The organism is Microbacterium halophytorum, assembly GCF_002970975.1.
Lineage (GTDB): Bacteria > Actinomycetota > Actinomycetes > Actinomycetales > Microbacteriaceae > Microbacterium > Microbacterium halophytorum.
Window position 1 is genome coordinate 1 of sequence record NZ_PNFA01000014.1, and the last position, 14241, is coordinate 14241.

The 14241-nt window shown below is 65.5% G+C and carries 9 protein-coding genes and 2 pseudogenes; 2 read left to right on the forward strand and 9 right to left on the reverse strand.

Annotated features, from left to right (window positions below; all coding sequences use genetic code 11):
- Nucleotides 1–182 precede the first annotated feature (182 nt).
- From C0010_RS12725 to C0010_RS15060, 9 genes and pseudogenes are all read right to left on the reverse strand, one after another.
- Nucleotides 183–1409: an MFS transporter gene (locus tag C0010_RS12725; RefSeq protein WP_105567472.1), complete on the reverse strand. Its 1227-nt coding sequence runs from the start codon at nt 1407–1409 to the stop codon at nt 183–185.
- 531 nt (nt 1410–1940) lie between these two features.
- The gene (locus C0010_RS12730) at nt 1941–3005 is read right to left on the reverse strand and encodes a DUF1266 domain-containing protein (protein ID WP_158685502.1); all 1065 of its coding nucleotides are present in this window, start codon (nt 3003–3005) and stop codon (nt 1941–1943) included.
- 64 nt (nt 3006–3069) lie between these two features.
- Nucleotides 3070–4041, reverse strand: a complete 972-nt coding sequence (locus C0010_RS12735) for a hypothetical protein (RefSeq protein WP_158685503.1) — start codon at nt 4039–4041, stop codon at nt 3070–3072.
- 685 nt (nt 4042–4726) lie between these two features.
- Entirely contained in the window at nt 4727–5140 is a 414-nt protein-coding gene (locus C0010_RS12740; RefSeq protein ID WP_158685504.1) for a hypothetical protein, read from the reverse strand.
- A 126-nt stretch (nt 5141–5266) separates the two neighbouring features.
- Nucleotides 5267–6140: pseudogene (locus C0010_RS15320) on the reverse strand (ISL3 family transposase); the annotation flags it as partial.
- A gap of 134 nt (nt 6141–6274) precedes the next feature.
- Complete coding sequence (locus C0010_RS12750; RefSeq protein ID WP_105567477.1) at nt 6275–7531, reverse strand: MFS transporter; 1257 nt, start codon at nt 7529–7531, stop codon at nt 6275–6277.
- Complete coding sequence (locus tag C0010_RS12755; RefSeq protein ID WP_158685506.1) at nt 7521–8519, reverse strand: HesA/MoeB/ThiF family protein; 999 nt, start codon at nt 8517–8519, stop codon at nt 7521–7523. Before C0010_RS12755 ends, C0010_RS12750 begins: the two co-directional genes overlap by 11 nt.
- A gap of 472 nt (nt 8520–8991) precedes the next feature.
- Nucleotides 8992–9229, reverse strand: a pseudogene (locus C0010_RS12760) (transposase); the annotation flags it as partial.
- Nucleotides 9230–9248: 19 nt separating this feature from the next.
- A complete protein-coding gene (locus C0010_RS15060; RefSeq protein ID WP_158685507.1) occupies nt 9249–9500 on the reverse strand; it encodes a hypothetical protein in 252 nt (83 codons plus the stop codon).
- Between the two features lie 1156 nt (nt 9501–10656).
- On the opposite strand from C0010_RS15060, the gene C0010_RS12765 reads away from it, so the two are divergent.
- Both C0010_RS12765 and C0010_RS12770 read left to right on the forward strand, forming a co-directional pair.
- Nucleotides 10657–11343, forward strand: coding sequence for a class F sortase (locus tag C0010_RS12765; protein ID WP_158685508.1), 687 nt, complete (start codon nt 10657–10659; stop codon nt 11341–11343).
- Between the two features lie 62 nt (nt 11344–11405).
- On the forward strand, nt 11406–13949 hold the full coding sequence (locus tag C0010_RS12770) for a LuxR C-terminal-related transcriptional regulator (RefSeq protein ID WP_158685509.1): 2544 nt from the start codon (nt 11406–11408) through the stop codon (nt 13947–13949).
- The last annotated feature ends 292 nt before the right edge of the window (nt 13950–14241 follow it).

Consider the following 14241-nt stretch of genomic DNA (forward strand, 5'->3'; position numbering starts at 1 on the left):
ACCGATGACGACCTCGCCCGAGCACAACACCTGTTGAACACACGCGCTCGGAAGACCCTCGACTACTGGACCCCGAGTGAGAAGCTACGAGAAGCAATAGGCGTTGCACTCGAAACTTGAACCCGCCCGCCCGCAAAGCGCGGATCCTGCGACCGCGGCGGTTCTGCGTCGCGAACCGACGACTACTTCGACGTCTTCCCGCCGACGTTCTGGAGCATGCCGGCGACCACGAGGGCGACGGCCCCGACGACGACGAGGAGCCAGAGGCCGAGGCCGTACGAGTTGGTCTCGGCGTTGTAGGTCGCCCCCATCACCAGGGGCGGGAAGTATCCGCCGAGGCCGCCGGCCGCCGCGACGACGCCGGAGACCGCACCCACGCGGTCGGGCGGGGTCGACGGGCCGATCCAGGCGTACACGGCGCCCATGCCGAGGCCCATCGCGGCGGCCATCAGCAGGAACGTCACACCCGTGAGCACGCCTTCGGGCGGCTGCTGACCGACGACGTAGGCGCACGTGACGATGCCGGCCAGAGAGATGAGCGAGATCAGCTTGGGGCCGAGCTTGTCGGCGAGCCAGCCGCCGATCGGGCGGGCGATGACGGCGGCCGCGGCGAACGATGCCGCGCGCGTTCCGGCGCCGACCGCGTCGACCTCGTCGGGGTAGAGGGTCGTGAGGTACTTCGGCAGGAACGTGGAGAACGCGACGAAGCCGCCGAACACGATGCCGTAGAGGAACGACATCTCCCACGTGATCCGGAGCTTCAGAGCGCTCGCGACCTTCGGGACGAGCTTCTGACGGCTCGGCTGCCACGTCGGCGACTCGCGCATCACGAACCACACGAGAGCCGCGACCGCGACGAGGATGCCGGCGAGGATCAGGTGGGTCGTCAGGTACCCGATCGATTCGGCCATTCGGGGCGTGAAGAACGCCGAGACCGCCGTGCCGATCATGCCCATGCCGAAGATGCCGTTCGCGAGCCCGCGCTTGGCCGGGGGGAACCACGCGCTCGAGAACGGGATGCCGACGGCGAAGATCGTGCCGCCGATGCCGAGCAGGAAGCCGCCCAGGATGAGCAGCGGGAAGCTCCCGATCTCGCCGGCGAGCGCGACGATCAGGACGGCCGGCACCGACGCGAGCAGCACGATCGTGAACATCCGTCGCCCGCCGAAGCGGTCAGTCATCGCGCCCGTCACGATGCGCCCGAGCGCGCCGACCAGAACCGGCGTGGCGAGCATCAGGGAGATCTCCCCCTCGCTGAGGCCCATCTCGCTCGCGTAATAGGCCTGCAGCGGCGAGATCACCATCCATGCCCAGAACCCGAAGGCCGAGGCGATCATCGCGAGGACGACTTGGAACATGCCGCCGCGCAGCGCTGGAGCGGTGCCCGACCCGACGGATTCTGTCGACATCGTTCGTCCCTTCATCGGTGTACCGGTGTGACAAGTGACCTGAGGCCGAGCGTAGCGGCGCGCTCGCGAACGGTGAAGGGCGGTGCACACAGCCGCGGCTCTGTTTCTTACAATCGAGCGGCGTGGAACTCCGCAGAGATTGGTTCGAGGGCTACCGCCAGGTCGCCCGCCCGTCAGGCTGGAAGTCTGTATCATCGCGCACCAGTACGCCTGCCATCAGGTTCAACAGCGTGACCACACCAGCAACGGCACAGCACGTGATGACGGCACACCGCAGGATGAACGAACCCACGCCATGTCGGCAGGGGGATGAAGGAGCTTGCATGACTCTAGGCTCCGCCTCGACAACGCGCACGAAGGTGATTCCCTCGTATCTTCCGTAGCGGTGGCCTGTATGTTGCGTGTTCGGCAGCCACCGATTGCGTAGTCGCGTGCGGCCCCTTGCGTAGTTCCTCGGTACCGGACGTGCACTGGGCTCACGCAACCGGCGCGAGGCGATTGCCGCCGAGCCGGGATGGACGTGGGCAGTAGTCACGGCAAACGCGGGCGAAGGTGTTGCACAATCGCGGGGACCGCGGTGAGGTTCGGATCGGGGAGCGGGAGGGATGCGCCCGGCCAGTCGCTCTGCAGGAACTCCTTCGCGGCGGTCCCAGCTTCTCGAGTCGCCGCGAGGAAATCGAGCGCGAAAGCGGTGGCGATCTGAGCGTTCCGCCAGTAATCCGCTGGGGAGGCGAAGCACGCTGCAGCAACTGCCGCCGGGAGCTCGAGCAGTTCCCAAGCCCGAGCCTCCGATACGAGACCGGCCTCGAAGGCATGTCGGATGAGCGTGACCGCGCGGCGTACATCCTCGGCCCAGAGCAATCGCGCGGGCCGACCAGGTATGGCATGGCCGAGGGCCTCGATCTCGGTGGCGTTCGTGTCGCACAATCGCGCGATGCGCCAGACGCGTTCCTGCGCGCCGAGCTCAGAGAACATGTCGACGAAGCGGAGGCTGAGGCTGTCCTGCTCGAATGCGTCGTGAACTCGTCGGCCCAGGTCTGCGGCGTCGAGTACGCGGGCGTCTTCGTCGAGAGCGAGTCGGTCGTCCGCCGAGGCCCAGAGCGGCAGCGTCAGGAGTTTCGGCGCGGAACCGCTCGGAAACCGGGCGTCCGTTGGCAGGCGCTCGAGCGTCGAGTTCCACAGCCCCTTCGCGTAGTCATCACGACCGTTCAACGCGAGGATGCGCTGTTGCTGTTCGGTCGGCGGACGGATCCCCGCGAGACTCAGGTAGCGAGATTGGTCGCGGATGGGTCGCCAGATGTCGGCGATCACGAGCGGAAGCACGAGAACCGCCGCGAAGATGGCGGCGAGACTGATTCCCGAAACGAAGAGGTGGAGTGCGCGGTCGTCGGTGCCGAGTTCGGTCGGTTTCGACTGGCGTTCGACGATGAACAACGTCGCAATCGCGAGCGCGACGCTTCCCAACGACAGCAACGCCCCGCGCCTGCGGTCAAGCGCCGAGGCACGCCGATGTCGGCTGTCTCTGGTCAGCCGGACATTGGTGAGCCGCGCACGCACCGGGAATGTTCGGTCCCCGGGATGATTCTGCAGAGTCATAGAAGTTCAGTTCTCACGAGCGAGTAGCGCGTCGGCCGGAGAGTGAGCACCCCGGCATACGACCCTATTCGAGGGCGCCTGAGGCCCATTCTCGGGCCAATTGGGTGAAGCCCTGCACGTCTCGGAGCCGCCAGTACTCCGGCGCATCGTGGACCTCGGTTTGGTTCGCGATGAGTCGATGTACATCGATGTCGCTCTGTCGAAGAGCGCGAGCGTGTTCCCGAGGCATCGTGCGGGGTGGCTGACCGAGCACTTTGGAGTGGAGCCGGCGGTCCGTGAGTACAAGTCCGTACGGGCCAGCAACCGTACCGTACGTGAAGCCGGCGAGCACACGCTCATCCCGCAGCTCCGGGAATGTCACGCGAAGTGACTCGAAATGCCTGGCAAAGCGGGGAACACTCGGCAGCTTCATGATCCGCGCAAGGCGAAGATCGTATGCGCGGTCGCGCAGCGTGCCGGGTGTGGCCAACGCGCGAATGCGGAGCATGCCCAGCTCGTCGAGCGAGTTGAGCACTGTGTGCAAGAACTTCTCCAGGAAGCTCGCGACATGAGGCTTCACCGCACCGAGAGTGGTGACAAGCGCCCGAGCCGAGTGCATCAGGCCACGGGTGTCTGCATACCAGGGATAGTCGCGGACCGCACCGCGGACGATGTGTTCTGCCCCGGGCCCGCGCACGACGAGACGCGCGTCGGTGACGAGCGCGAGGCTTCGCTGCGAACGGAATACGTCAGGACGAGGGACGCGAGACGTCGTCGCTCGCATGCCGTCGGAAGCGGTAAGCGCGCCGAGATCTATCAATGCCAGTGGGGTTTCATCAGTCCGGAGCTGCCACAGGCGCGACCGGGCCTGGCCACGTTGTCCGGCGCGTGGCACGTGCGCTCCCCCGAAGATTTCGACGGCACGCACGATGCGCGGATCCGGCCAGCGGGCGACGACGGCCTCGAGGTCGGACGCCAGGCAATAGAACTGTGCGCGTGCGGAGGGAGACGACGAGTCGGTGCCCTCGGTGACGCGTGACATCGTGCGTGCGCTCATCCAGAGTCCTTTGCATAGCCCAGTGAGCGGGCGGCGATCGGGAGATGGCAAGGATGAAGCAGAAACATCTCCCATGTGGGTGGGATCATTGCCGCCCGCTCGGGGCGTCGGGATGGGGGCCCGGCGCATTTCCAGTAGATACCGGTCCCGCGGGCGCTGCGCCCAGAAGTCACAGTTTGCGTAGTCCGAGCGTGCCGATGCAGTGGTTGGGACAGAACGTTTCAGTAGTGCGCGCGCGAGAGTACCGGGCACGGTCGACGCCCAACTCTTACAGGCCGGTGGTCGTTTGCGATCCAGCCGCACGTCCGGACGCGGATGCTCCCGACCGGCGTGTTGCCGTCGGCATCGGATTTGCCCGGGTAATGAGTGCGCGTACCGCCTCGCGGCGCATCCGGTGCAGGCGCTGGTATGTGTCGCCGGTCATTCGATGATCGCTCCGCGCCGATGATCGCGGATGCGGCTCGCCAGAATCGTCGCCGACAGCTGCGGTGGCGTCTTCGACGTCGGCAACGGGTGATGCGTACCGGTAACCGTCGGGATGCATGCCGGGGCCGTGGCCTGAGACGGCCTCTGGCGCTGACGACGCGCTTGAACTGCGAGGTGGTTGCCGCCCAGGAGTGAGTACGTCTTGGGACGCCCTCTTCAGTTTGCACACCGACTCAGGGCGGCAACCTGTTCCACCGTGTCATGAGGGCGCGGTGCTGCGGGGCGGTTTCCGCCCTCTTACGCACTCGACGCCACCGGATGCAGTACTCCCGATGCCCCGATTGCGAGGCTGCACCGCGTGCGTGCAGTAGTCCGACCGCCCGGGCTGGTGAACGATCCGGTCCGCCGGATCGAAGCCGGCGTAATCCGGGCGGATCCGCCGGATCTGGTCTTTCAAGATCGTGATCGAGTGCTCCCAACCGATGCGCTCCGCGATCACCGTCGCGGCCATCTTCGCGTCCACCGCGAGCAGCTGACGAGCCTCGGGCTCGACCGCGTCGACGAGCGAGCCCTTTCTCGCGCGTCGATACGCCGACGGCTCGTCCGACGCGCGCGTGGCCCGCACCGTGTTTCTGGCGACGCTGAGCGTGCGGGCGATGGCCTTGATCGGCATGCTCTCGGCCTTGTGCAGTCGGCGGATCTCCGCCCAGTCTTGCACTGAAATCACCCTCTAAGAGTGTCGGAGCGGGTCAAGATTCATCCGACGCTACGGGGCAGTGTTCACGCGGCGTCGACACAGGCGTCGGCAGCCGTAGATCCGGTTGCCGGTCTGGCCTCCATGGCCGAGGGGCTCCTGCTGAACACGCTGGCGAGTCCGGTCGAGCGCGTCGCCGAACAAGGCAATGACATGGAACGGATCCATGACCGCTGTCGCACCCGGGATCTCGTCACCGGCGGCGGTCTTGTAACCGGCGAACCCGTCCATCGCGACCACGTCGACGCCATCACGCCACGTCTTCGGGCGCTGCGCGAGCCAGATCTTGAACGCGTTCTCTGACCGTGCTGGGACCATGTCGAGCAGCCGCACCGGCCCCGTCTTCTGCGGGCCGGAGTGAGGTCGATGATGACGGGCACGTACCTGTCGCCCAGGCGCGTGTGGCGCCAGACGTGCTCATCGACACCGATCGTGGTCACCCCGTCGAACCTGACCGGATCGTCGATGAGGAGCTGCTGCCCCTCGGCGAGGATCGCGTCGTTCGCGGCATGCCAGGACGCGTCGAGCGATTCCACGACGCGAGCGACGGGAAGACGCTGGCAGACGATGGCCTCACGGGCCTACCTGATGGCGGCGCGGGTGGGCCGCCCGCGCTGCTCGGCCGCGGTCGTGGTGTCCGCGCGCCAAATGGTCCCGCACGAGGAGCACGCGAATCGGCGGACGCGAACGAGGAGAGGCGTCGGTCGCCAGCCCAGCGGCACATGCGCGAGACGGCGAGCCTGTGTCCCGCGGGCGATGCCTCGGCGCCGCACCCGCGGCAGAACGGGGCACGCTCGATGACTCGGCACTCCAGCACCGCCTTGTCAGGCGAGTTCTCCTGACCCGTCGCGGTCAGGCCGTGGTCGTCGAGGAGGCAGAACGCAGAGAGATCAGGGTCGGCGAAGGTACCGCGGGACACGTCGAGGTCTTTCGGATGGCGAGCGTAGGAACTTCCATCTTCGGGAAGCCTCGAGCTCGTCTCCGCGACCGCTACGCCGCCGCACCGTCAACCGACCGCAACACCCTCATCCGCGAAGAGCCCCCATCGCTCCGTCATGTCCGGCCCGGCATTGAGATCTGGGTGAGGTCTGTCTCTCGAAGCACGGCAAGCCTGGGTATAGCGCGCAACGCGCGACTCAGAAGCGTCACTGCAACTGTGACAATCGCGGCGCCAGCGGAGACCAGGAGCGCAACCAAGGCGCCGTAGTGGTCGAAGAGCACACCGGCGACCAAAGAGCCGACCGGCATCAGAATCATTCCCGGAACACCAGATGCTGCGGCGATCCTCCCCATGTAGGCAGCTGGAGTCACAGCGGCCGTGTACGCGCTGATCGCGGCGTTGAAGGACGGTAGCGGCAGCGCGGACAGCGTCAGCACCGTTGTGGTGATCCAGAAATCTTGATAACTGAAGAGAACAGCGATCTGTCCGCCCGCGAAGCCGGCGAGCGACAGAACCCCGAGCACACCCAATCGGACCTTGGTGGCAAGCAGCCCCGCGACGAAAGAGCCGAGCACCATCCCGACACCGAAGGCGCTCGCCATGACGCCGATGAGCACGGGGGACACACCTTGCGACTGATACTCAGCGATGAGTGTCAACGGCAGCGCGACGACAGGGAGATTCGCGAGCCCCGAAACGATTGCGATCCCTCGGAGTCCGTCGTGGTGAAACACGGCGCGAAACCCGATGACCAACTGGCTGAGGAATCGCTCGTCGGCGGCAGGTGGCGATGAGTGTCGGACGCGCGGGGCGAACACCGCCGCCAGCATATTCAGCGCGGCTTGAGACGCGGGCGCGAGCGCGGGCGCCAGACCGACGAGGATCCCGCCCGCCGGCGCCCCAAGCAGGCCTGCCGCGGCCTCTCGCCCTTGACCCAGTGCCGCGGCTCGGCCGTACTGGTCCTGCGGCACGATCACCTTCAACAGCGCGTGCTCACTCGGCCCATCAACCCCCGAGGCAGCACCGGCCACGCCGGCACCGACCAACACAAGAGCCACGGATGCATCCGGCACGTACAGCGCAATCACCACGATAGCCCAGCCGATGGCCTGCACCGCCGATGACCCGCGCAGCATTAAGGACGGGGAGTATCGGTCGACAAGGACACCCGCAAACGTCTGGGACGCGATCAGCGCGCCCGTCAGAACGGCGAGCGCAAAGCCGGCAAGTGCTGCAGAGCCACTCACAACCACGACGAGTAGTGGTAATGCTAGGTTTCCTATCGACGACGAGAGTTCGTTGGCGACCTTTGCGACGACAAGGCGTTGGAATGCCCAGTTCTTCCTCAACGGCACGCCATCAGCTGCCATGCGTGCAATCCTCCGGCACGTCAATTGCGTATGAGTGCGCGTAATCGTACATGTTCTGGTGCCACGCACGACCGACCGTTCGCGGATTCAATCCTGCGAGCAATCGGATCCCTTCGTATGCCGCCAACGAACCTGCTGCGTGCACCACCGGCCCGATAGCAGCGTTGAACGCAGGTGGATCATCGGAAATGACCTGTGATCGCCCTTCCGCCACCAGGCACTCTCGCTCCGCGCGACGCAGACACCGGTAACAACCTGTCTTTCCGGGCACGTAAGTACAGCAGTTGATCACGGGGCCGGCGTAGCTGCAATTTATCCATGGCGTCCCGACGGCGAGCGCGGCGTCTGACACCCAGTAGGGCATGGATGGCGGTGTGTCGGCGGCACGGAAGAACAGGTCGGCGCCTCGAAGCAGCTCCGCTGCGTGCTGCGCACTATCGATCGACGTATCGATCGCCTCGATCTCACAGTCGCTGTTGACCCTGCGCAGCCGCTCCGCCGCGACGTGCACCTTTCGCGCCCCGACGTCTGCTTCGGAGAACAGGTACTGCCGATTCAGGTTCGACAGCTCGACCGAGTCGCAGTCGACCAGTCGCAACGCGCCGATTCCTGCGGCCGCAAGGTGCATGGCGATCGCGCCGCCGATACCGCCGACACCGGCGATCGTCACACTCGCCGCCCCGAGCGCCTCCTGTGCATGCCACCGGCTCGGCTCGCGGTGCTTCGTGATCCACGCGTAAAAGTGCGCGCTCCGCGAGTATCGATCCTGCTCTTGAGGTGTCAGCGATGTGCGGGCGTCAGCATCCTCGATGTGACCGTTCTCAACGAGCGCATCGAAGAACTCATGCGCGGCAGGGGCATCGACACTCGCGAGCCGGCAGATCTGTTCGATGATCTGCTCGCGCGTGCGTCTACCGTCCAGCAGGTCATTCAGTTCAAGCAACTGCGCGTCCGGGTCCCTGATCGACTGCCCGAGGCCGTAGGTCATGGAGCCGATCACCGAATCGCCCCGCTCGAGGTGGACGATCGAGTGACCAGAGCGAATTCGTGGTCTCATTGACTTCTCCTGGTACTGCGGTGCGCATGATTCTGCGTTGAGCCATGCGCACCGCATTGGGGCCGATCACTGCTGACCGACGCGGTACTGCCAGGCATCCTGCGGCGGGATGTCGACGATCTGAAGATCCATAGTGTTCACCCCCTCGTGATTGCTCGTCTTCATGTCACCTGTGACGAGCCGAACTCCGCCAGTGCAGAAAGACTGGTTGCGTGGTTCCCGTCGCACGTTAAGTACCGGCAACTGCCGAACTGAGTATCGAGTGCAGCCGCTATCAGTAGTTCACCCGGTCAGACTCAGTACTGCCACCGACGTCCCTCAGCAATCGTCTCGCGGCGTTGGTTCGCGTGATGTGCATAGCGAGAGGCCGGAATGAACGCACCCAGCAACTCAATGGGGCTCTTCATGAATGAGGGCGTAGGTGGAGCCTGATCCCGCCGGTCTTGAGGAGCGACCGGGCGATGTAGTTCGTGGTGTTCCGGAAGCCCAATGCAGTCCCGCGTAGGTGCTCGAGGCGGCCGTTGATGGCCTCGGTGGGACCGTTCCAGGTCTCCCGGCCGGTCGACGTAGGCCAGGACATCGACCGCGCGGCGTGCGAGTGTGCTGCCGAGCTTGCGGACCTCGACGAGCGCGGTCGGGAGCCGGTGCTGATGTCGTCGATCAGTTTCGATCAGTTTCGTCATTCGAGCTGTGGGACTGTGCGATGAAGGTGCCGAGGGTGAGGACGACGATGCCAGCGATCAGTACGAACCAACGTGCAGTGTTGCCGTCTCGCATCTCCGCATCCGCGGCGTAGCCGTCCCAGATACTGAGTACTACGCCAGCGATCGACAACACGACGCCAGCGATTGACAGCGCGACACCGGTGAGCGTGATGCTCTTCCCCGCGTGTTGCTTGAACAAGTGCTTCAAGATGGGTCGCTCCGCTCTGGAGTCGTTGCTCCTACGCGATTCGGGTTCAGCCTGCGCAGTCTGCAGAAGGAGTATCCGAAGTAGCACGCGAGTGTGAGATGCACGACGCCTGAATACATGCTGACCCAGGTCGGTTCGTTCGCCGGTATGAGTGTCGAGGCGGCGGATGTCACGAAGTACGCAGTCAGCCATGCGCTGCCCTTGGTGGTGGCGGTGGCTCGCCACCAGGCTCGCCGGGGCGGGATCGACTCAAAAGGACCTCGGAACAGACGGGTCAGTACGAGTATCGCCACTGCCCAGACGGTGAGAGCGGTTGGGCTGATCCAGAGGTCAAAACCGAGCCCGACACCTACGACCACCCCCGCAGTGAAAGCAAGGAGCAGAGCGACCAGGACCGCTCCAACCTTGGAACTCGGCGTTGTGATCCTGAGGCGCTTCGACATCGCGTTACCGCCGTGCCGTTCGACGGCGCTCGGGGCGTCGATTAGCCATAAGCGATAGCACCGATCCAACTATCGGCACGAGCAGGATTACCAGAACGTCGTACAGCTGACGACGCGGCCGTCCGGCGCGCGCCCGCCGAGCAAGCGCTGCAAACACCAGCGCCGCATGCGTCAGCGCACCGAGCGCCCAGAGCATGTCGACGAACGCCGGGAGCAACGGATTCATAGCGCGAAGCGTATCTCAGCGCTACCGACCATGCGGAAGGATCAGCCGTGTTTAATGTCGGTGTGCTCGAGGGGTCCGGGCGTGCGGGTCAAGAAGAGTCCTGCAGAGTGGTGCAACGCCCGATGGGCGGCCTGGACCTGCTGAGGGGCTGGTTGACTTCTGCACGCGCGCCGACGTGCGCGCGTCGAAGCGAACTTGCCGTACGAGGCGTGGGAACATGCAGTAGTCGGCCGAGTCGCATTGCGTATCCGCGACGGTCCTGGTGCGTAGGCGCGGGTGCGCGCCGATGCCTGGTTCGTCGGCGTCGACAGGCGCTGCCGATCAGTGCGGCGACTACGTGCGCCACGAGGAAGAACACGCAAACGGGGACGCCGCAGTACTTAGTCGGGAAGATTCCATACGGTATCTGCTTCGTGAATCGGTGTGAGACTACGCATTCGCCTCTTAAACGGAGATCGACACAGGTCGTCGCGGCATCATGGGAAGCGTGAGCCAGAGCCAATCGCACGAGGAGGGCGCGTCCGTACGCCGGGCGCACCCGCCTGGTGCGGTGTGGGTGCTGGCCTGTGTCGGTCTTGCAGCGCTTGCCGTGGCCCTGCTGCTCGCTTCGGGGGCCGGCGATGCCTCGACGGCCGCTGGTCGGGCGCAGATCGACATGAAGGGCAATGCCGTGGAGCTGCAGGATCCGATCGGTGACCCCACCGTGCTCGAGCGCATGCGCGTGTCCGAGGACGACGGGGAGCGGCTGCAGGTTCCCTCGGTAGCGCTGGACGTCCCTCTGGGTTCGTTGGATCTCGTCGAAGGCGCGATCACGCCCCCGGGGTTCTCGTCCGCGTACGTCGTGCGCAACGTCGGCACGCCAAACGAGCCGACGGCCGGCACCACCTACGTCGCCATGCATTCCATCCCTGCGCCGGGGCTGGCGCCTGGCAACTTTCTGATCGACGTCGATAGCGGCATGCCGTCGGTTTCGCCGGGCGCGCGCGTCGTGCTAGGGGACGAGACCTACGCTGTAGATTCCGCCTACACCGTCGACAAGGACGAGCTGCCGTCGCGGGAGGACGTCTGGAAGGACGTCCCGGGTCGACTCGTCGTCATCACCTGTCAGCAATTGCCATCTGGGGCGCCCTCGGTGCAGAACTCGGTGATCGAAGCGCACCTGGTCGACCGCTGACACTCCGTTTTCACGGCCTCCCCCCCTTTCGCGTGAGCCGTCGCGCTGACATGATGGTGACAATGATCGGAAACCAGGCGACACTCAGCGACGCCGTGGCATACGTTCAGCTCGGGGTCGACGTCGCACTGTACGGGCGCCCGGGCAGCGGACGCACGACGCTGTTGCGTGCGATTGCAGACAAACTGAGGGCAAACGGCTTCCAGACTCGGCTGGTCGCGGGAACTGCGGGATTGCAGGCGATCCCACTGGCAGGACTGGCGGATCGTTTCCCCGAGCCGACCAACGCCAGTCGCGTGCTGAATTTGGCGAGCGCGACACAGCGCATGGTCGACGAAGGCACCGCAGGTAAGTACGTGGTGCTCGTCGACGACGCTGAGCTGCTCGACGACACCTCGTGGGGTGTCATCCGCGCGGCGCAATATCGGGTGGGCTTTCCTATCGTGACAGGGCATCTGCGCACGCGCGAGCTCTTCCAGGGGGCGAAGAATCGTCATCTGGCTCGGGCTTACCAACTCGAGGTGCAGTCGTTGAGGCTTGCCGAGATGGAGGCCCTGTTGGAGAAACGGATCGGCGGCAGGATTGAATCCGTCACGCTGAGTCGGATCTTCGGCAAGTCCGGCGGCCTGCCGGGCTTGGCGTGCGGGATGGTTGACATCGGTGTGCAGGAGGGGCGGCTTGCCGAGAACGGTGATGAATGGGTCGCACGTCAGGAACTGTGGAGCCCGGCCCTGGCAAGACTCGTTGAACGGCACATCGCGCCCTTGCACCGCGAAGACCGCGAGGCGCTCGAGACGATCAGCCTCGTCGGCCCGCAGAGCCTCGACGCCTTAGTCGAGCTGATTGGAGCCGACTCCGTCGAGCGGCTCGAAGAGCGCTCGTTGCTGACGTACGAGTCGACCGGCGGCCAGACCAGGCCAGGCGTAATGCCGCCCTTGATCACGGAGTACTACCGTCATCTGATGCTGCCGGGCAGAGCGGCGCGCCTCTCGAAGCGAAAGTCCGACCTCGTCGGGCGCATGTTCGATGCTCCGGTCGACGTTGCGACCTTATCAGCCGCACAACCGGATGCGATGTTCGTGAGGGCCGTGCAGGACCAGGTCCGGGCGCGTGTGGACGACGCGAGAGCTGAATGGCGGCGCGCGCCTGCATTGGAGAGCGCCGTCACGTACCTCAGCGCGTTGGGTGACGCCGGTGGCGACGAGAGCGCGATCGACGCGGTCCTTCGCACTGTCGACACTGACGACGTGTCTGAGGCGGGCATCCGACTCACCGTCTGGCGGGCGAGCTGGCTCGCGTCGCGCGGCGACCTGGCCGGGGCGAAAGACCTGTTGCGGCGTGCAGAGGCTCGTGCGGTCGTGTATAAGTCTTTGGCGCAGGCTGCGCGAGTCCGGTTGTGTCTGGTGTACGACGGCTACACAGGTGACGTGCGTGCCGACGTGGTCGAGCCGGTTGGCATGGATCCCGCTACCCAGGCGACGGTCTACGGGGTGCGTGCTGCGGCGCTGTTGGTACAGGGGCGGGTTGCCGCCGCTGAAGAAGAGCTCGCTTCGGTCGACCCTGCTAGCGCCGGTAGCGACTGGGTGGAGTACGAGCTTTTGCGCGGCTTGATCCGTCTCGCCAAAGGCGAGCACTCTGAGGCGACGATCTTGGGCTACCGGGCGCTCGAGCGTGCACGGGCGAACCTGTCTGGCAGCGCGATCCGTGCCGCGGCGTACTTCGCGTCGTTGTGCCAGCTCTTGCACGGTAATTATCGAGAAGTGACGACCCTGGTCGAGACCGCGGTGGCGGTCGGAGCACCGAATGCGAACGCACCGGCGTCGCTGTTGGGGGTCCTGTGTATGGGGAGCATCGTCGCCGGTAGACGAGGGAACACGGGGTTGGCCGAGGTTCGTTTGCGGCAGGCAGAGCAGCTTCCCATCGCTGATGGCTCTCTTCCCGGGATGACGACGAGTTGGCCGCGGAGCCAGCTGCGGATGGTCGAAGGTCAGATGGCGATGGCGCGGCAAGAACTCCGGGAAGGCGCGGACCGTCTTTGGAGCAGGGGAGCGCGTTGGAACGCAGCGCTTGAACATCTGATCGAGCTCGAACTGTGGCCGGAGCCGAAGCGGCTGGAGGAGCTGGCGCCCCGTCTCGACCAAGTCGAGGGCGAACTTGTGGCGGCGCTGCGTGCGTATGTCGAAGGCCTGGTGTTCTCGGACCCGACGCGGCTGGAGGAGTCTGCGCCGAGGCTCGTGCGCACAGGCCGGCCGGGGTTCGCGATCACCGCTTATGAACGCGCGCGGGCCCACTTCGAAAACGCGGCCGATACCGAGAGCGCGCGCCGAGTGCAGCGGGCGAGCGAACGCTTGGTCGCGCAACTCGAACCGGGCTCGTTTGACGCGCTTCGGTTCCGCAGCGCCGACATCCTGCTCACGCCCCGGGAGATCCAACTGGCGCGTCTTGCAGCAAGCGGGAGATCGAATCAGCAGATCGCCAGCGAGCTCGTCTTGAGCGTACGCACCGTCGAGAGTCATATCCACAGGATCATGAAGAAGGTGTCTGCGAACAACCGGCGTGATCTTGCGCGTTTTCTCGCGGACGCGAATGTGCCGGAACCTGAGTGAGCGCGCGAGTCGGACGCGTTCCGCGGAGCTCGTGAACGATGGGAGAACCCCGGGAGCCGCATCGACGAACGTGGCGTTCCTGAGCGAACGCTGGGCGTGCAGACCGCAACAAGGGGCGTCCGACTACTTAGAGCGGTTCCTCCGGCTACGCAATTGCGAGCTCTGCGGTACGTAATCCCGACGTGACGACCCGCACGGGCGCGGGTGGCGCCGGACGATAGATGTATCGAACTGCGCCCGTCGGGCGTGGGGGAGTACGCCGGGCCGGGTGGCCCGTGCGCAAGTACAAGGG

Coding starts and splice junctions, on each gene's coding strand:
- C0010_RS12725 (WP_105567472.1), bottom strand. CDS start 1,409: ATGTCGACAGAATCCGTCGGGTCGGGCACCGCTCCAGCGCTGCGCGGC.
- C0010_RS12730 (WP_158685502.1), bottom strand. CDS start 3,005: ATGACTCTGCAGAATCATCCCGGGGACCGAACATTCCCGGTGCGTGCG.
- C0010_RS12735 (WP_158685503.1), bottom strand. CDS start 4,041: ATGAGCGCACGCACGATGTCACGCGTCACCGAGGGCACCGACTCGTCG.
- C0010_RS12740 (WP_158685504.1), bottom strand. CDS start 5,140: ATGCCGATCAAGGCCATCGCCCGCACGCTCAGCGTCGCCAGAAACACG.
- C0010_RS12750 (WP_105567477.1), bottom strand. CDS start 7,531: ATGGCAGCTGATGGCGTGCCGTTGAGGAAGAACTGGGCATTCCAACGC.
- C0010_RS12755 (WP_158685506.1), bottom strand. CDS start 8,519: ATGACCTACGGCCTCGGGCAGTCGATCAGGGACCCGGACGCGCAGTTG.
- C0010_RS12770 (WP_158685509.1), top strand. CDS start 11,406: ATGATCGGAAACCAGGCGACACTCAGCGACGCCGTGGCATACGTTCAG.